The following is a 17768-nucleotide window of genomic DNA, read 5'->3' as shown; positions in this document are numbered from 1 at the left end:
CGCATGTGGGCCGCCTACCATACTGTAGGTTGAAGGCTGCAGATGAGCCATGGGCAAAATGGATAAACGACAAATCGTCGCTATGGCGGAGAGGGAGGGATTCGAACCCCCGATAGGCTTGCACCTATGCCGCATTTCGAGTGCGGTGCATTCAACCACTCTGCCACCTCTCCTGAAGGCGCCATGGTAGGAGCTGGGCCCCTGTGGTTGGGGGCGTTAATAGGCGAGGATGGCGGGCCAGACAAGGCGCGAAAGGGGAAAATCCGCTGCCTGTTTCAGCCACGCACCAGCCTGGGGCCTGTTCGGAACGGGCATGTGGTCCGCGCCGGAGGCGGACAACCGCGGCTTTTGCTGCATTGGCCGGAGTTATGGCTGACCTGGGAGCCGGTGATGTCTGGGGCGGCCGGGCGATTCGCTGATGTCGCGCCCGATCTGCGGAGTTTGGCGGCAGCGACAAGGCTGAGGGGCCCCTAGCAATCGCGTATGACCCTTTGGGCAGCCTTGCGCGCGCGCCTCGTCCTTCGAGACGACCGCTTTCGCGGTCTCCTCAGGATGAGGCTCATCGGCATCGGTGCGCGCCGAGACGGCTGCCGGGCACTTGGTCCTCATCCTGAGGAGCCCGTAACGGGGGCAATCCCCAAGAGGTGAGAACCCTCACCCGCCGCGCGCGGGACGATGCTGCGCATCGCCCGGGGCGCGTCGGCCTCTCCCGCAAGCGGGAGAGGCGAAGCAAGAAAAAACGGGGTGGGACCGCCAGACGCGGTAAACACTGGCGGTCCCGTGCCGCTCATCGAAATGCCGGCCAGGAAGGGCGGCTTCGCAGGCCTGCGTGAGACGACGTCTCGACCCTAGCGGGCATCCGCCGCGTCGCAACGCAATCCGGTCCTTAACCTAACCGGTCAAGGTTACTCCTTGTCGGACTTGCCGGCTTCCTTGTTGCTGTCCTTGCTGCTGTCCTTGCTGCTGTCCTTGCCCTTTTTCTTGTCCTTGCCGTTGTCCGCAGAGTCCTTGCCGCTGTCCTTGTGGCGGTTGGTGAAGCGCGCATTGCCAAGGCCGGTGCCGATGGTGAGCACGCCCCAGCGGTCGACATCCTGCATGAACGGCACCTCGGACAGGCCCTGAACCACGCCGTCATTGTGCATCAGGATCGCGGTGTCGTGCTCGCCGATGACGGGGATGCCCTCGATCAGGCTCGCCGGCAGGTTGAACTTGCTGCTCTCCCAATTGCCCGGCAGATTCTGCGCGCCCTTCTCGATCGACCCGTCCGCGTTGATCACGCCGGGACAGGCGATGCCGATGAAGGGCGCGAGCTTGAGGCCCTCGGTCTCGGCCTCCGTGATCAGCCCTTTCAGCATCTTGACGAGCCGCTTCACCGCGCCTTCGCGCGTCGGCTCGTCGTCGGCATGACGCCACAGCTCGGATTTCCAGATCGACGCCTTCGACAGATCCTTCGCCTTCTTCCAGTTCGTCACCACGACGCCGCAGCGGATGTTGGTGCCGCCGATATCGACCGCGAGGATGCTGTCATGGGCCTCGAAAATCCAGGATGGCGCCAGATGCAGCGCGCCGATCAGGCCGGCCTCATCGGGGTCGTGGCGGATCGGAACCATGTCGATCCTGAAGTCCTCCGCCTTGAGGATGATCTGGGTGCGCGCGATCGCGAGCTCCCCGAGCCGGGAGTCGCGAAAGCCGCCGCCGACCACGATGCGTTCGGTCTTGGCCCAGGCCTTCGTCTTCAGGAAACGTCGCGTGACGTAGGCAAGCTCCTGGGCGAACTCCTCGATGGCGCTGTGCACGACAGCCGAGGCCTCGACGTCGTCGCTGACCAGGATCGAATCCAGGGTCTTCTTGCTGATGTTCTCCGACGGCTCCTTGCCGAACGGATCCTCGCCCGATTTGCGCAGCGGCTTGCGCCAGCGGTCGAGAATCTCGCGGAAGGCGCCCTTGCTGGCGCGGTCGCCAAGGAAGCCGTCCTCGTCCTTGATCTCGATGTTGAAGCTGTCGACATCCACCGACGGCAGCCGCTCGGCGCCGTGATGAGCGATGCCCGTGGTTTTGACCAACTCGTCCGTTGCCATGAGAAGCCCTGCCCGCGAAAATGTTGCGGCGGACTAACCGCGCGGGAACCCGTTGGTTGCAACGCGGGCCGAGATTCCGCTTAAGGCCAGACATGGCCCAAATGCTTCAAATCGGGGCTGTTTTGGGCTGATATCCTTGACTCTTCGCCCCATGCGGCTATAAGTCCGCTCAACCGGCGCGGGGCTGATCTCGCGCCGCTTGTTTTTGCGTGGGTTTTCAAAGGGATAGCTCTTTTCAAAGGGATAGTCCTTGCCCGCACAAAACGCGCATAAACCCATAGCGACTGACAAAAAGCCGGCCCCTGACGTGACAGTCGTGAGGCCGGGATTGAACACGAAGGAAAACAACGATGTTCGCAGTCATCAAAACCGGTGGCCGGCAGTACCGCGTCGTTCCGGATGATGTCCTGGAAATTGGCAAGATCGAAGGCGAAGTCGGCACGATCGTGCAGCTGAGCGAAGTCCTCCTGGTCGGCGGCGACACGCCGGTGCTGGGCCTGCCCAATGTGGCCGGCGCGTCGGTGGCCGTCGAGGTGCTCGACCACAAGCGCGGGCCGAAGGTCATCGCCTTCAAGAAGCGCCGCCGCAAGAATTCGCGCCGCAAGCGTGGCTACCGCGACGAGATCACGGTCGTGCGCGTCAGCGAGATCCTGACGGACAATGCGAAGCCCACCAAGGGCCCGCGTCCGAAGCGGGAAAAGGTCGTGAAGGAAGAAGCAGCCGCCGCATGATTTGATCGCGTCAATTCCCAGGAATTGATGCGTGAGAAATCGTGAAATGATTCCGTCAGGGAATTGATCTAGAGATACGCAGGATTTCGGAGACGAGCCATGGCTCACAAAAAAGCAGGCGGTTCATCGCGCAACGGTCGCGATTCAAAGGGCAAGCGCCTTGGCATCAAGGTGTTCGGCGGGGAACGCGTGATTCCCGGCAACATCATTGCGCGTCAGCGCGGCACCACCTGGCATCCCGGCCTTAATGTCGGCATGGGCACGGACCACACTCTGTTCGCCAAGATCGAGGGTCATGTCGAGTTCCAGGCCAAAGCCAACGGACGCACCTTCGTAGCGGTACTCCCGCTCGCAGAGGCTGCTGAATAGACGGTGGATCATTTGGAGTCCGCCGGGTCCTTGACCGAACCGGCGGAGTCCTAAAGATCGAAAGATCAAGGCTCCAGGGGAGGCAGGGAAACCGGCCTCCCTTTTCGTTTGTCGCGTTCACTTTTCACTTAGTGACTTCTAGCGGAGCCGGACATGTTGCAGGACTTCTCAGGCGTGACCCTGGCCGAGGCGAGACCGAGCGTCGTCGCCACCGAGCGGCTGACCTTGCGGCGGCCGACGCTGGCCGACGTCAAGGCCATCGCCCGCCTCGCCAATGACCGCCGTGTCGCGGAAAACACCCGCCGCCTCCCTCATCCCTATTCGCAGGACGACGCCGTCGCCTTCATCCGCGCCACCGCGGCGCGCGGTGCCGAGACCGTGTTCCTGATCGAGCACGACAGCGGGCCGGTCGGCATGGTCGGCATCGACCGCTCCACGCCTGACAATGCCGAACTCGGCTACTGGCTCGGCGTCGAGCATTGGGGCCGGGGCTTCGCCACCGAGGCCGCACGCGGCGCCATCGACTTCTTCTTCGAGGAATTCGAGGACGACCATCTCCATGCGGGCGCACGCGTCACCAATCCGGCGTCGCGCAACGTGCTGGAGAAGTGCGGCTTCCAGTGGAGCGGCGTGCAGCTGCACCGCTTCCTGGCGCTGGGCTCGTCCACGCCGGTGGACTGCTTTCGGTTGTCGCGCGGCGTGTGGTCGTCGCTGAAGAGCTGGAGCAGCGCAAGACGGATGAGGTAGGTCCAACTTTCACCGCGTGTCGTCCCGGCGAAGGCCGGGACCCATAACCACGAATGCTCGTGGCGCGAAGGCTCCCACTCTGAGTCTTCGCAAACCTACTCCCTGTGGGTATGGGTCCCGGCCTTCGCCGGGACGACGGCGCGGCTACACCGGCGGTGTCACCTCTTCGCTCGCACGTCCCAAATCGCGCTCACGCAAGTAGATATAGAACCCGGCGCCGATGATGATCGCGGCGCCGACGAGGGTTGCGACCTGCGGCACGTCGCCGAACACGACGAAGCCGAAGATCACGGCCCAGACGATCATCGAATATTGGTAGGGCACGACCACGCTCGCGGGTGCAAGCTTGAGCGAGCGGTTGACGCAGAACAGCGCCGTCACCGAGATGCATCCGGCCAGCGCGAAGAACACGAGACTGCGCGGGGTCGGCGGCACCCAGTGGAATGCCGACAGCACGGCACCCAGCGAAAACGTGCCGATGAATTGCGATGATGCCATCACGATATCGGGCGTCTTGCGCAGGCTGCGGGTGATCAGCATCAGGGTTGCGAAGGACAGACTGCCGCCAAGCGCGATCAGCGCCGGCAGGCTCACCGTCTGCGCCGACGGCCGCAGCGCGATCAGCACGCCGCAGAAGCCGACCAGGATCGCCGTCCAGCGCCGCCAGCCGACCTTCTCGCCCAGAAAGACCGCCGACATCGCAGTCACGAAAATCGGACCGGCGAGATAGTAGGTGATCACGTCCGCGAGCGGCAGATAGACCGTCGCGAGAAAGAATGCCGCGACCTCCAGCGTCGACAGCACGACGCGAAACAGCTGCAGAAGCGGCCGCTCCAGCTGCAGGAACTGGTGACGCTGCCGCCAGATCATCGGCGAGAGCAGCAGCAGCGCCGCGCAGGCGCGCAGGAACAGCAGCTGCCCGACCGAATAGGTGCCGACCAGGAACTTGCCCATGGCGTCGCCGAACGAGAACATGAAGATCGACAGCACCATGAGCGCGATGCCGGCGAGGCGCGCCGAGCGGTCGTCATAGGCGGAGAGATTCTTGAAGAAGGGCATTGAGCGCCGTTTTAATGAAGCAGGCTGCCGCGGCAAGCCCGCGCAAGCCGAATTGAACGGATTGTCGCACTCTTCGCGGCGCGGTAGCGATGGGCGGCCCGCGAACACAGAGGATCGATATGACCGACTTCGACCCGGCCCGGCATCGCATGATATCGGCGCAACGCTGGTTTGAGGATTTCGTGGTCGGCGAGCGCTTCGTGCTGCCGAGCCGCACCCAGACCTCGGCGGTGTTCGCGGCCTTCCAGACCGCGAGCGGCGACACCCATCCGGTGCATTACGATGTGGAATATTGCCGCAGCCGCGGCATGCCGCATCTGCTCGCGCACGGCTTCCAGACGCTGATCCACACCGCGCCCGGCGCCGGCCTGTTTCCGTTCATGGTCGAGGACTCCCTGGTCGGCTTCCTCGAGCAGTCGAGCCGGTTCCTCAAGCCTGTCTATGCCGACGACACGATCTATCCGGCCCTCGAAGTCATCGAGTTGGTGCCGGGCCGCACCACCGGCACGGTGACGCTCAAAAGCACCATCTACAACCAGCGCAAGGAGCTGGTGCTGGAAGGCATGCAGAAATTCCTGATCCGGCGACGGCCGGCCGGTTAAGCACGGGGCCAAATTCGCGGAATGACCGCCGATTTGCGGCCAATCCGGGTTGCCGCGGGTGTCAGGCTGGCCTACCTATGGCCCATGAAATTCCTCGACGAAGCAAAGGTCTATATCCGCTCCGGTGACGGCGGGAACGGCTGCGTGGCGTTCCGCCGCGAGAAGTTCATCGAGTTCGGCGGTCCCTCCGGGGGCAATGGCGGCCGCGGCGGCAATGTCATCATCGAGGTCGCCGACGGCCTCAACACGCTGATCGACTATCGCTACCAGCAGCACTTCAAGGCCCAGAAGGGCGAGAACGGCTCCGGCTCGGACCGCCACGGCGCCAACGGCAAGAACATCGTGCTGAAGGTCCCGCTGGGCACGCAGATCTTCGATGAGGATCGCGAGACGCTGATCCACGACTTCACCAATGTCGGCGAAAAGTTCGTGCTCGCCGAAGGCGGCAATGGCGGCTTCGGCAACGCGCATTTCAAGACCTCGACCAACCGCGCGCCGCGCAACGCCAATCCCGGCCAGCCCGGCGAAGAGCGCTGGATCTGGCTGCGGCTGAAGCTGATCGCCGACGCCGGCCTGATCGGCATGCCCAACGCCGGCAAGTCGACGTTCCTGTCCAAGGTCAGCGCGGCCAAGCCGAAGATCGCCGACTATCCCTTCACCACGCTGCATCCGCAGCTCGGCGTCGTGAATTCCGACGGCCGCGAATTCGTGCTCGCCGACATTCCCGGCCTGATCGAGGGCGCGCATGAAGGCACCGGCCTCGGCGACCGCTTCCTCGGCCATGTCGAGCGCTGCCGCGTGCTGCTGCATCTGATCGACGCCACCTGCGAACACGCCGGCAAGGCCTACAAGACCGTGCGCAACGAGCTCGACGCCTATGGCGGCATGCTCACCGACAAGATCGAGATCGTCGCGCTGAACAAGATCGACGCGGTCGACCCGGACGAGCTGAAGAAGCAGAAGGACCGGCTCAAGCGCGCCGCGAAGAAGACGCCGCTCTTGATGTCCGGCATCACGGGCGAGGGCGTCAAGGAAGCGCTGCGCGCGCTCGTCGACGTGATCGGCGAGGCCCCGGTCTCCGCCAAGGCCAAGAGCGCGGCCGAAGCGGAGCCGTGGTCGGCGTAGACTATCCCCCGATGTCGTCCCGGCGAAGGCCGGGACCCATAACCACCGAACTCGATTTGGCGAAGACTCGTCATTGTCGTCTCGCGCCATAACCTCTTCTGAGGAGTATGGGTCCCGGCCTTCGCCGGGACGACATTGGAGTGTGTTGCTGCTCGCACACGCATCACTGACCGCGACTTGTCTTCTCGCCCTCGATAGCGCAGCATCAACAAATCAAGAAACGGCAGGGATGACGCATGGCGCGCGCAAGGAACGTTCTCTGGATCATGTGCGACCAGCTTCGCTATGATTATCTCGGCTGCACCGGCCATCCCACGCTGAAGACGCCGAACATCGACGCCATGGCCACGCGCGGCGTGCTGTTCTCGAAGGCCTATGTGCAATCGCCGATCTGCGGCCCGTCGCGGATGTCGTTCTACACCGGCCGCTACATGCGCTCGCACGGCTCGCACTGGAACGGCTGGCCGCTGCGCGTCGGCGAGCCCACGCTCGGCGATCACCTGAAGAAGATCGGCGTGCGCAACGTGCTGGTCGGCAAGACCCACATGGCACCCGATCTCGAAGGCATGAAGGCGCTCGGCATCCCGCCTGAGTCGATGATTGGCGTGCATGTCGCAGAGTGCGGCTTCGAGCCCTATGAGCGCGACGACGGCCTGCATCCGACGGGTCGCCCACGCCCGAAATACGATGAGTATCTGCGCCAGCAGGGTTTTGAAGCCACCAACCCCTGGGAGCACTGGGCCAATTCGGGAGCGGCCGATGACGGCTCCTTGCAGAACGGCTGGCTGCTGGTCCATGCCGACAAGGCCGCCCGCGTGCCGGACGAGCATTCCGAGACCCCCTACATGACGCGGCGCGCGATGGACTTCATCCGCGAGGCCGAGACCGACGGTCGGCCATGGTGCCTGCATCTGTCCTACATCAAGCCGCACTGGCCCTACATGGCGCCCGAACCCTATGCCAGCATGTATTCGACCGATGACATGATCCCGGTGATCCGCTCGATGCGCGAGCGGCAAAATCCGCATCCGGTGTTCGGCGCCTATATGGACATGCGCTACTCCCGCAACATGGCGCGCGACGAAGCGCGGGAGAAGGTGATCCCGACCTATATGGGCCTGATCACCCAGATCGACGATCAGATGGGCGTACTGATGACGTTCCTGGAGGAACGCGGCCTCTTGGACACCACCATGATCGTGTTCACCTCCGATCATGGCGACTATCTCGGCGATCACTGGATGGGCGAGAAGGATCTGTTCCACGAACAATCGGCGAAGATCCCGCTGATCATCATCGATCCGTCGAAAGAAGCTGACGCCACGCGCGGCACGCGCAGCGACGCGCTGGTGGAAGGCATCGATCTGGCGCCGACCTTCGTCGATTATTTCGGCGGCAAGGTGCCCGGCCACATCCTCGAAGGGCGCTCGCTGCTGCCGCTGCTGCGGGGGCCGACGCCGAGCGATTGGCGCAAGGTGGCGTTCTCAGAATACGATTATGCCATGCAGGACGTGCGCCTGAAGCTGAACCAGCCGATCGAGCGTTGCCGCCTGTTCATGGTGTTCGACGGCCGCTGGAAATACATTCATGCATCAGGCTTCCGCCCGATGCTGTACGACCTCGAAACCGATCCGGACGAGTACGTCGATCGCGGCGATGATCCCGAATGCGCGGACGTCATCGCGCGGCTCAAGGCCGAGCTGTTCGACTGGGCGCTGCATCCAAGCAGCCACATCACCACGCCGCTCGAAAAGATCGCGAACTATGCGGACAACCAGTTGCAGGTAAAGGGCGGTATCCTGATCGGCATCTGGGACGAGAAGGAGCTGGCCGCCATCAAGGACGGGATCGCACAGCGCGCGAAGATGTAAGTAGGAGAGCACAGCTTCCTCATGCCCGGGCTTGTCCCGGGCATCCACGTCTTACCCCAATCGCGGATACGCGTTGATGGGCCGGACAAGCCCGGCCATGACGACCGCGTGTGTCGTGCTTCCGACGTCTAATTTTCGATCTTGTACCCCGTCGCCCTTACGATCGGCTGCCAGAACGCCGTGTTCGCGGCGAGTTCCTTTGACAATCCACCAGCATCGCTGCCGACCGGAATGAGCCCGATCGCCGTGAGCTTCTCCTTCACCTCGGGCTTGGCCAGCGCGGCGCTCGCCGCGGCACCCAACTTGCTCGCGAAGTCCGGCGGGCTGCCGGCGGGAAGCCACATGCCGTACCAGGCATCCGCGACGAGATCGATGCCGCTCTCCTTCAGTGTCGGCACTTCAGGCGCGAACGGCGAACGGTCCGCGCTCGAGACCGCAATGATGGTCACGCCCTTGGCGCGATGCTGCGGCAGCGCATCGGCCAGTGTCGTGATCCCGAACGAGATGTGGCCGCCGATGATGTCGTTGAGGATCGGCGCGCTGCCGCGATAGGGCACGCGCGTCAGGGGAATGCCGAGATCCTTCTCGAGCCTGGAGCCCATGAAATGCGGGACCGTGCCGTTGCTCGGTACCCCGAACGACGTCTTGTCGGGATGTGCCTTCAGCCAGGCGACGAAGCCCTTGAAATCGGCGACGTCCATGGCCCGGCCAACCACCAACGCGAACTCGAACCGTGCGAGCAGCGACACCGGCATGAAATCCTTCGCCGTGTCGAAGCTCGGCGTCGTCTCCACCATCGGCAGCAGGTACATGGTCGGCCCCGTCGTCACCAGCACCATGCTGCCGTCGGGGCTGGCGCCCTTCACAGATTTGATGCCGATCAGGCCGTCGCCGCCGGTGCGGTTCTCGACCACGATGGTCCGCTGCAGCACCGGAGCCATCTCCTGCGCGATCAGCCGGCACAGCGTGTCGCCGCCCGCCCCCGCCGCGAAAGGAAAGATGATCTTTGTGAGGCCAGCCTGCGCGTGCGCATCGCCAATTTGCGCCAGCAGCGGCCAACCGAGACATCCAGCCATGAATTTACGGCGATCCATTCGTTTCCTCATCCAGCCCGTTGTTGGTTGGCGGCATTAGAACCGGGCCAGCGGGCAAGACAAGACCGACCTTCGCCGTTCACCAATCCGCCCGCCTTGTCCGCCCGCCTTGCGCCGGCCATCGTCCTGCTGCAAAAGCAGACCTCAACCGGCGCGCCCGTCGCTCCGCCCTTTTCAGAACAATCTCGTCCCGTCAGCGCCATGGCCAGTCCCGAACTCAGTCAATTCCGCCGCATCGTCGTCAAGGTCGGCTCCGCGCTGCTGGTCGATTCCGACAAGGGCGAGGTGCGCGCATCCTGGCTCGCCGCGCTCGCCGACGACATGGCCAAGCTGCACGCGCAGGGACGCGACGTCCTGGTCGTCTCCTCCGGCTCGATCGCGCTCGGTCGTAGCAGGCTCAAGCTGCCGCGCGGTCCGCTGAAGCTGGAGGAAAGCCAGGCGGCCGCTGCCGTCGGACAGATCGAACTGGCACGGATCTGGTCGGAGGTCCTTGGGGCTCATGGCATCGGCGCCGGACAGATCCTGGTGACGCCGGGGGATACCGAGGAACGGCGCCGCTATCTCAATGCGCGATCCACCATCGGCAAGCTGCTGGAGTGGCGCGCGATCCCTGTCATCAACGAGAACGATACGGTCGCGACCAACGAGATCCGTTACGGCGACAATGACCGCCTCGCCGCGCGCGTCGCCACCATGGCGAGCGCCGATCTCCTGGTGCTGCTCTCCGACATCGACGGCCTTTACGACGCCCCGCCGAAGAACAATCCGAACGCTAAACTGATCCCGGTGGTCGAGAGCATCTCCTCGGAGATCGAGGCGGTTGCGGGCGACGCCGAATCCGAGCTGTCGCGCGGCGGCATGCGCACCAAGGTCGAGGCGGCCAAGATCGCCACGACAGGCGGCACGCACATGCTGATTGCATCAGGCAAGATCGAACACCCGTTGCAGGCGATCGCCAATGGCGGCCGCTGCACCTGGTTCCTGACTCCCGCCAATCCCATCACCTCGCGCAAGCGCTGGATTGCCGGCACGCTGGAGCCGAAGGGGACACTGACGATCGATGCCGGTGCGGTGACCGCGCTGCGCGCCGGCGCCAGCCTGCTGCCGGCCGGCGTCATCAAGGTCGAGGGCCAGTTCGCCCGCGGCGACGCCGTGATCGTGCGCGGTCCCGATACCAGCGAGGTCGGCCGCGGCCTGATCGCCTACGACGCCGAGGTCGCCGAGCGGATCAAGGGCCGCTCCTCCCCAGAGGTGATGACCATTCTGGGCATCAGCGGGCGGTCCGAGATGATCCACCGCGACGATCTGGTGGTGGGCGGGTAGAGGGAGGAAAGCACCCTGCTACCGCATGTCGTCGGGATCGACATCATGTCGGCCGTGCATAACTCGGATGATTTCCACGCCATCGGGCAACGGCAAATAAAAGATGACGTAGTTTCCAACCGGAAAGCTGCGCAAGCCCGCGCGCAATTCCCGCCTCTCTCGTCCCGCCAGCGGGTTCTCCATCAACATCTCAAAAATTTCGCCGATACGCCCGATCTGCTTGTCCGCAGCCCGAACGCTGTCCGCCGCGATGAAGTCCCAGATCGAATCGATATCTTGGTCGGCTTGTGGAGCCTTGCGGAATCTATTCGCCACGTTTACGCGCGGCCAGTCGCTGCCGTCCCCGCGCCTTGATGTCGCTCATCCACTCCTGGACATCGACCTCCTCCATCGGCCCACTGTCAAAGCCCTTTTGAATTTCCTCCCGTAGCGCCTGCAGCTTGGCCTGACGCTGCTCTTCGCGCTCCTCGACCAGGCGAAGGCCTTCGCGCATCACCTCGCTCGCGGTGGCGTAACGGCCGCTCTCGACCAGATTGTCGATCAAGTCCTCGAAATGTTTGCCAATGCTGTAGCTGCTCGCCATGGGAAGGCTCCACTATCAAATAATGATATTTATTGATATTTGGGCCGCCCGCAAGGATTTGTCGGGCTTCGACACAACCAGGCCATTGGCCGACCTCGCAGCGCCAATCGGGCCCCTGCCATACCCGCCCCGCCCTTCGCAAATGCGGGATTTCCGTGCTAGGACGCTGCCTTAGCAGAAGGTTGAACTTCCATGGCCGCCCCCCTGAAAGCCGTTGACGGCAATGCCGATCTTGCGGCGCTGATGTCCGATCTCGCAGCCAAAGCCCGCGCCGCCGCGCGCGTGCTGGCGCTGGCGCCGCCGGAGCAGAAGAACCGGGCGCTGGAAGCCATGGAGCGCGCGATCCGCGCCAACGCGGCCGCCATTCTCGCCGCCAATGCCGAAGATGTCGCCGAGGCCCGCGCCTCCAGCAACATGATCGCCTCGTTCATCGACCGCCTGACGCTGACGCCGGCGCGCGTTGAGTCGATGGCCGAAGGCATCGCCGTCGTGCGTGGCATCGCCGATCCCGTCGGGGTCGTCACCGAGAGCTGGCAGCGTCCGAACGGCATGACCATCGAGCGCGTGCGCGTGCCGCTCGGCGTCGTCGGCGTGATTTTCGAGAGCAGGCCGAACGTTGCGGCGGATGCCGGCGTGCTCTGCCTGAAATCAGGCAATGCCGTGATCCTGCGCGGCGGCTCGGACAGTTTCCGCTCCTGTCGTGCGATTCATGACTGCCTGGTGCGGGGCCTGCGCGAAGCCGGCCTGCCCGAGGCCGCCATCACGCTGGTGCCCACGCGCGACCGTGCGGCCGTCGGCATGATGCTGTCAGGCTTGAACGGCTCGATTGACGTGATCGTGCCGCGCGGCGGCAAGAGCCTCGTCGCACGCGTCGAGCAGGAAGCCCGCGTGCCCGTGTTCGCGCATCTCGAAGGCGTCAACCACGTCTATGTCGACGGTAGCGCCGACCTCGCCATGGCGAAGTCGATCGTGCTCAACGCCAAGATGCGGCGCACCGGCGTCTGCGGAGCAGCCGAGACGCTGCTGGTCGATCGCGCCGCGGCGGGAAAAAATCTGAAGCCGCTGGTCGAGATGCTGCTCGACGCCGGCTGCGAAGTGCGCGGCGACGAGGTCGTGCAAGGAACTGATGCGCGCGTAAAAGCTGCCAGCGAAGACGATTGGGACACCGAATATCTCGACGCGATCATCGCGGCGAAGGTGGTGGACGGCGTCGACGGCGCGATCGCGCACATCCAGGCCCACGGCTCGCAGCACACCGATGCGATCGTGAGCGAGGATAAGGCCGTGGCGAAGCGTTTCCTCAGCGAAGTCGATTCCGCGATCGTGCTTCACAACGCCTCGACGCAATTCGCCGATGGCGGCGAGTTCGGCTTCGGCGCCGAGATCGGGATTGCGACCGGCCGCTTCCACGCCCGTGGTCCTGTTGGCGCCGAGCAGCTGACCAGCTTCAAATATCGCGTTCACGGCACGGGGCAGACGCGGCCGTAAGGCATGGCGCGAGGCGTGGGGCATTGAGCAGCAATTTCGTCGCGCCACGATTCTTCGCGCAGGCCATCCCGCCCTATACCGAAGGCATGCGCATCGGCCTGCTCGGTGGCTCGTTCAACCCGCCGCACCAGGCCCATCGCGCGATCAGCCAGTTCGCTTTGAAGCGACTCCAGCTCGATCGCGTTTGGTGGCTGGTGACGCCGGGCAATCCACTCAAGGAGAACGGTACACTGCATGAGCTTGGCGAGCGCATGCAGGCGGCGCGCGACGTTGCCAACGATTCCCGGATCGAGGTGAGCTGTCTCGAATCCGTCATTCGTACCCGCTATACTATCGACACGATCAACACCTTGCGCCGCCGTCTCAGTGGCTTGCGCTTTGTCTGGATTATGGGCGCCGACAACCTCGCTCAATTCCATCGTTGGCAGCACTGGCGGCGGATCGCCGAGCAGGTGCCGATGGCGGTCATCGATCGCCCGCCGCAGAGTTTTCGAGCCCTTGCCTCGCCCGCCGCCCAGGCGCTGGCGCGCTATCGCCTGCCGGAGAACAAGGCAGCCTTGCTTGCGGATCAGCCGGCGCCGGCCTGGGTCTTCCTGACCGGCATGAAACTGAGCCTCTCCTCGACCGGCTTACGGAACCCGGACGGGAGCTGGAAAGGTACGAAGTGAGACGGAGTGTGGGGATTTACGGGCTCTCTGGCATATTGAAACCCTTAACCCCACATGATGTAGTGTAACCAGCGAGGGCCGGATTCGGTCTTCGCGATACAGTGAAAGGAATGGTCCCTGGCCACGTCTGTATTGTCCAAGTCAGCTTCGACAAAGTCTGTTTTACCCAAGGCTACGAAACCGGCGCGTAAAACATCGACCCAAGCTGCGGCCTTGATGGCGCAACCCGACGCCGACAAGACGCTGAACCTGATCCTCTCCCGCCTCGAGGACATGAAGGCGGAAGAGACGGTCACCATCGACCTTCGCGGCAAATCGGCATACTCCGACTACATGATCGTCACCACGGGCCGTGTGAACCGGCACGTCGGCGCGATCGCGGAGAACGTTGCCAAGGGCCTCAGGGAAAACGGCATCAAGAACATCCACGTCGAGGGCTTGCCCAATTGCGACTGGGTGCTGATCGATTCCGGCGATGTGATCGTGCACGTGTTCAGACCCGAGGTCCGTGAGTTCTACAATCTCGAGAGATTGTACACGCAGGGCCCAGGGGCGGCGAAGGCGATCTAACCGCGTCCTTGAAGGCTGCTGGCCGATTTCGAATCGGCCGACGCGCATGCTAGCGTCGTGCGCGCGCACAATGCGCGCGATCTGGAAACGCGACCCCGAAACCTCATGCGTGTTGCTGTCATTGCGGTGGGCCGGCTGAAGCAGGGCCCCGAACGGGAGCTTGCCGACCGCTATTTCGAGCGGTTCGACGAGGCCGGCCGCAAGCTCGGATTCCGCGAGCTCGTCATCCATGAAATCCCCGAGAGCCGCGCGCGCGACACAGCGACACGCATGTCCGAAGAGGCTGCGGCGATCTCCGCGCACATTCCCGAAAAATCGATTCTGGTGGCGATGGACGAGCGCGGCCAGAATCTCGATTCCACCGTATTCGCACGGAATCTCGGCCGCTGGCGCGACGAGGGCGCCGGTCATACTATCTTCGTGATCGGAGGGGCGGACGGACTTTCGCCCGAATTGCGCCGTAAGGCCAAGCTCGCGATCGCGTTCGGCTCAGCGACCTGGCCGCATCAAATGGTCCGCGTCATGCTTCTGGAACAGCTGTACCGGGCCGCCACCATTTTGGCCGGCCATCCCTATCATCGCGCGTGAATCGCGCCACAACGAGCACCTTGCGCAAGAAACTGGCCCAACAGATGCGAGCGCCGATTCTCAATCTGCTGCTGATTGCAAGCTGCGCCGGCGCAAGCCTGTTCGCTGAGGAAAGCCTCGCGCAAGCCCAGACGGCGGCACCGGCGCCACAGACCGCGGCGATCTCGCCCGACGCCATCAAGCAGCGCGAGCAGGAACTCGAGGCTGCGCGCGCCAGCAAGAAAAGCGCGGAAGAAGCGCAGGCCAAGCTCAAAGCCGAGATCTTCTCACTCGGGCAGGACCGCACCCAGCTCAATCAGCAATTGATCGACACTGCCGCCAATGTCCGCACTGTGGAGACCAAGATCGACGAGGCCGAGGCGAGGCTGAAGACGCTGAACGGCCGCGAGCAGGAGATGCGTGCCTCGCTCGATTCGCGCCGCGCCGACATCGTCGAGGTTCTGGCGGCCCTGCAGCGCGCCGGACGGCGCACGCCGCCGGCCCTGCTGGTGCGGCCCGAAGATGCGCTGCAATCGCTGCGGACTGCGATGCTGCTCGGCGCCGTCGTGCCCGATTTGCGCGGCCGCGCCGAGAAGATCGCTGCCGAGCTCGGCGATCTCGTGGCCTTGCGCAAGAGCATCGCGAGCGAACGCGACCAGCTCGCCTCCGACCGTGACAAGATCCGCAACGACCAGGCCCGGCTCGCCGCTTTGGTCGACGAACGGCAGCGCCAGCAGGCCTCGCGAGAGAAGGACCTCGACGCCGAGAATTCGCGCGCCATCGCGTTGTCGCGGCAGGTCGGCGACCTCCAGGGGCTGATCGCCAAGATGGAGCAGGACCTGCAAAGCGCCGCCAAGGCGGCTGAGAAGGCCGCCGAGGCCGCAAAGCAGGCCGCGGCTCAGGAGGCCAAAACAGCCAAGGAGGCGGCGGCCGGCGCGGCCGCCAATGTCAAACCGGGCCCCGCCGTCTTCAAGGATCGTTCCCGGACCAGCCCGGCGATCCTGTTCGCGTCGGCCAAGGGGCTCCTGCCCTTGCCGGTTAACGGTAACAAGATCAGGGACTTTGGCGGTTCCGACGGCGTCGGCGGGGTCCAGAAGGGCATTTCGCTGGCAACCAAGCCCGGCTCCCAGGTCACGACGCCGTGCGACGGCTGGGTGGTCTATGCCGGCCCCTTCCGCAGCTATGGACAACTCTTGATCCTCAATGCCGGTGGCGGGTATCATGTCCTGATCGCCGGGATGGAGCGCATTTCGGTAAACATCGGACAGTTTGTGCTCACGGGGGAACCGGTCGCGACCATGGGGTCGACATCTCAAGTCGCCTCCATTCTCGCGACCAACGCGAGCCAACCTGTGCTGTATGTCGAGTTCCGCAAAGACGGCACTCCAATCGATCCAGGCCCATGGTGGGCCGCAAATGAAGGCGAGAAGGTTCGCGGATGATGCGCAAGACTTCAGTTATCCTCCTCAGCGCGGCCACCGGCGCAGCGCTGACGCTGTTCGTGACCCAGCCGCGCGCGGTGTTCATGGGCTCCAGCGCGCGAGCCGCGACCGCCGACACCTATCGCCAGCTCAATCTGTTCGGTGATGTCTTCGAGCGCGTGCGCTCCGACTATGTCGAGAAGCCCGACGACACCAAGCTGATCGAATCCGCCATCAGCGGCATGCTCTCCGGCCTCGACCCGCATTCGAGCTACATGGATGCCAAGAGCTTCCGCGACATGCAGGTTCAGACCCGCGGCGAGTTCGGCGGTCTCGGCATCGAGGTCACGATGGAAGACGGCCTGATCAAGGTGGTCTCGCCGATCGACGACACGCCCGCGTCGCGCGCCGGCGTCATGGCCAACGACATCATCACCAATCTCGACGACGAAGCGGTGCAGGGCCTGACCCTGAACCAGGCGGTCGAGAAGATGCGCGGCCCGGTCAACACCAAGATCAAGCTCAAGATCATTCGCAAGGGCCAGGACAATCCGATCGACGTCACCCTGGTGCGCGACAACATCCGCGTCCGCTCGGTGCGCGCGCGCGTCGAGGCCGACGACATCGCCTATATCCGCATCACGACCTTCAACGAGCAGACCACCGAAGGCCTGAAGAAGGAGGTCGCCAACCTCTCGACCCAGATCGGCGACAAGCTCAAGGGCTACATCATCGACCTCCGCAACAATCCGGGCGGCCTGCTCGAGGAAGCCGTCACCGTGTCCGACTCGTTCCTGGAGAAGGGCGAGATCGTCTCGACCCGCGGCCGCAACGCCGAGGAAACCCAGCGCCGCACCGCGCATGCGGGCGACCTCACCAAGGGCAAGCCGGTCATCGTGCTCGTCAACGGCGGTTCGGCCTCCGCGTCGGAAATCGTCGCCGGCGCGCTGCAGGATCACAAGCGCGCGACCATCGTCGGCACGCGCTCGTTCGGCAAGGGCTCGGTTCAGACCATCATCCCGCTTGGCTCGGGCAACGGCGCGCTGCGCCTCACCACGGCGCGCTACTACACGCCGTCGGGCAAGTCGATCCAGGCCAAGGGCATCGTGCCCGATATCGAAGTGCTGCAGGACGTGCCGGACGAGCTGAAGTCGCGCACCGACACCAAGGGCGAAGCTTCGCTGCGCGGCCATCTCAAGAACGACGGCGACGAGAAGACCGGTTCGCAGTCCTACGTCCCGCCGGACGCCAAGGACGACAAGGCGCTCAAGATGGCCGATGACCTGCTCCACGGCATCAAGAACAGCGCCTCCGCAGCGCCGACGCCCGGCAGCGACAACAAGGCGGCGCCCGCGGACAAGCCCAAGGCCGCAAACTAAGGCGGCAAACTAAGGCGGCGAACCAAGCGCACCATCCGATCAAACGAAAAGGGCGGCTCCAGGAGCCGCCCTTTTTGCTTGGGAACTCCTGGC

The 17768-nt window shown here is 64.2% G+C and carries 18 protein-coding genes and 1 tRNA gene; 13 read left to right on the top strand and 6 right to left on the bottom strand.

What is annotated here, in order from left to right; translation table 11 throughout:
- Positions 1–83: 83 nt before the first annotated feature.
- Positions 84–173, bottom strand: a tRNA-Ser gene (locus tag JQ621_RS29340).
- A 732-nt stretch (positions 174–905) separates the two neighbouring features.
- Positions 906–2078, bottom strand: coding sequence for an ROK family protein (locus JQ621_RS29335; protein WP_212240099.1), 1173 nt, complete (start codon positions 2076–2078; stop codon positions 906–908).
- Between the two features lie 350 nt (positions 2079–2428).
- Here JQ621_RS29335 and rplU point away from each other — a divergent pair, with 350 nt between their 5' ends.
- From rplU to JQ621_RS29320, 3 genes are all read left to right on the top strand, one after another.
- Positions 2429–2809 carry a 50S ribosomal protein L21 gene (gene rplU, locus JQ621_RS29330; protein WP_212240097.1) on the top strand — a complete coding sequence of 127 codons (381 nt, stop codon included), beginning with the start codon at positions 2429–2431 and terminating at the stop codon, positions 2807–2809.
- A 99-nt stretch (positions 2810–2908) separates the two neighbouring features.
- Positions 2909–3178 (top strand): 50S ribosomal protein L27, encoded by a 270-nt coding sequence (gene rpmA / locus JQ621_RS29325; RefSeq protein ID WP_212240096.1) that lies wholly within the window; start codon positions 2909–2911, stop codon positions 3176–3178.
- A gap of 153 nt (positions 3179–3331) precedes the next feature.
- Complete coding sequence (locus tag JQ621_RS29320; protein ID WP_212240095.1) at positions 3332–3925, top strand: GNAT family N-acetyltransferase; 594 nt, start codon at positions 3332–3334, stop codon at positions 3923–3925.
- 144 nt (positions 3926–4069) lie between these two features.
- On the opposite strand, the gene JQ621_RS29315 is transcribed toward JQ621_RS29320, so the two are convergent.
- Positions 4070–4984: a DMT family transporter gene (locus JQ621_RS29315; protein WP_212240094.1), complete on the bottom strand. Its 915-nt coding sequence runs from the start codon at positions 4982–4984 to the stop codon at positions 4070–4072.
- A gap of 119 nt (positions 4985–5103) precedes the next feature.
- Between JQ621_RS29315 and JQ621_RS29310 the strand changes: the two genes are divergently transcribed.
- From JQ621_RS29310 to JQ621_RS29300, 3 genes are all read left to right on the top strand, one after another.
- Entirely contained in the window at positions 5104–5586 is a 483-nt protein-coding gene (locus tag JQ621_RS29310) for a MaoC family dehydratase (protein ID WP_212240093.1), read from the top strand.
- Between the two features lie 84 nt (positions 5587–5670).
- Complete coding sequence (gene obgE / locus JQ621_RS29305) at positions 5671–6711, top strand: GTPase ObgE (RefSeq protein WP_212240092.1); 1041 nt, start codon at positions 5671–5673, stop codon at positions 6709–6711.
- Between the two features lie 236 nt (positions 6712–6947).
- Positions 6948–8582 carry an alkaline phosphatase family protein gene (locus tag JQ621_RS29300; RefSeq protein ID WP_212240091.1) on the top strand — a complete coding sequence of 545 codons (1635 nt, stop codon included), beginning with the start codon at positions 6948–6950 and terminating at the stop codon, positions 8580–8582.
- A gap of 128 nt (positions 8583–8710) precedes the next feature.
- On the opposite strand, the gene JQ621_RS29295 is transcribed toward JQ621_RS29300, so the two are convergent.
- Positions 8711–9676 carry a Bug family tripartite tricarboxylate transporter substrate binding protein gene (locus JQ621_RS29295; protein ID WP_212240089.1) on the bottom strand — a complete coding sequence of 322 codons (966 nt, stop codon included), beginning with the start codon at positions 9674–9676 and terminating at the stop codon, positions 8711–8713.
- A 201-nt stretch (positions 9677–9877) separates the two neighbouring features.
- Here JQ621_RS29295 and proB point away from each other — a divergent pair, with 201 nt between their 5' ends.
- On the top strand, positions 9878–10999 hold the full coding sequence (gene proB / locus JQ621_RS29290) for a glutamate 5-kinase (RefSeq protein ID WP_212240088.1): 1122 nt from the start codon (positions 9878–9880) through the stop codon (positions 10997–10999).
- A gap of 18 nt (positions 11000–11017) precedes the next feature.
- Here proB and JQ621_RS29285 read toward each other — a convergent pair whose 3' ends face one another.
- Positions 11018–11314 carry a type II toxin-antitoxin system RelE/ParE family toxin gene (locus JQ621_RS29285; RefSeq protein ID WP_212240087.1) on the bottom strand — a complete coding sequence of 99 codons (297 nt, stop codon included), beginning with the start codon at positions 11312–11314 and terminating at the stop codon, positions 11018–11020.
- Positions 11304–11582, bottom strand: a complete 279-nt coding sequence (locus JQ621_RS29280; RefSeq protein ID WP_212240086.1) for a type II toxin-antitoxin system ParD family antitoxin — start codon at positions 11580–11582, stop codon at positions 11304–11306. The genes JQ621_RS29285 and JQ621_RS29280 overlap by 11 nt, the downstream gene beginning before the upstream one ends.
- 192 nt (positions 11583–11774) lie before the next feature.
- Here JQ621_RS29280 and JQ621_RS29275 point away from each other — a divergent pair, with 192 nt between their 5' ends.
- The 6 genes from JQ621_RS29275 (at position 11775) to JQ621_RS29250 (ending at position 17675) form a co-directional block, all read left to right on the top strand.
- Complete coding sequence (locus JQ621_RS29275) at positions 11775–13070, top strand: glutamate-5-semialdehyde dehydrogenase (protein WP_212240085.1); 1296 nt, start codon at positions 11775–11777, stop codon at positions 13068–13070.
- A gap of 23 nt (positions 13071–13093) precedes the next feature.
- Positions 13094–13738 (top strand): nicotinate-nucleotide adenylyltransferase, encoded by a 645-nt coding sequence (locus JQ621_RS29270; protein WP_212240084.1) that lies wholly within the window; start codon positions 13094–13096, stop codon positions 13736–13738.
- Positions 13739–13951: 213 nt separating this feature from the next.
- On the top strand, positions 13952–14308 hold the full coding sequence (rsfS, locus tag JQ621_RS29265) for a ribosome silencing factor (RefSeq protein WP_212240083.1): 357 nt from the start codon (positions 13952–13954) through the stop codon (positions 14306–14308).
- 105 nt (positions 14309–14413) lie between these two features.
- Entirely contained in the window at positions 14414–14896 is a 483-nt protein-coding gene (gene rlmH, locus JQ621_RS29260) for a 23S rRNA (pseudouridine(1915)-N(3))-methyltransferase RlmH (RefSeq protein ID WP_212240081.1), read from the top strand.
- 44 nt (positions 14897–14940) lie between these two features.
- The gene (locus JQ621_RS29255) at positions 14941–16317 is read left to right on the top strand and encodes a murein hydrolase activator EnvC family protein (protein WP_212240079.1); all 1377 of its coding nucleotides are present in this window, start codon (positions 14941–14943) and stop codon (positions 16315–16317) included.
- Positions 16314–17675 carry a S41 family peptidase gene (locus JQ621_RS29250; RefSeq protein ID WP_212240071.1) on the top strand — a complete coding sequence of 454 codons (1362 nt, stop codon included), beginning with the start codon at positions 16314–16316 and terminating at the stop codon, positions 17673–17675. Before JQ621_RS29255 ends, JQ621_RS29250 begins: the two co-directional genes overlap by 4 nt.
- Positions 17676–17768: the final 93 nt, after the last annotated feature.

Origin of the sequence: Bradyrhizobium manausense (genome assembly GCF_018129685.1) — a bacterium.
Classification (GTDB): Bacteria; Pseudomonadota; Alphaproteobacteria; order Rhizobiales; family Xanthobacteraceae; genus Bradyrhizobium; species Bradyrhizobium manausense_D.
This window is presented reverse-complemented; position numbering and strand designations above follow the sequence as displayed.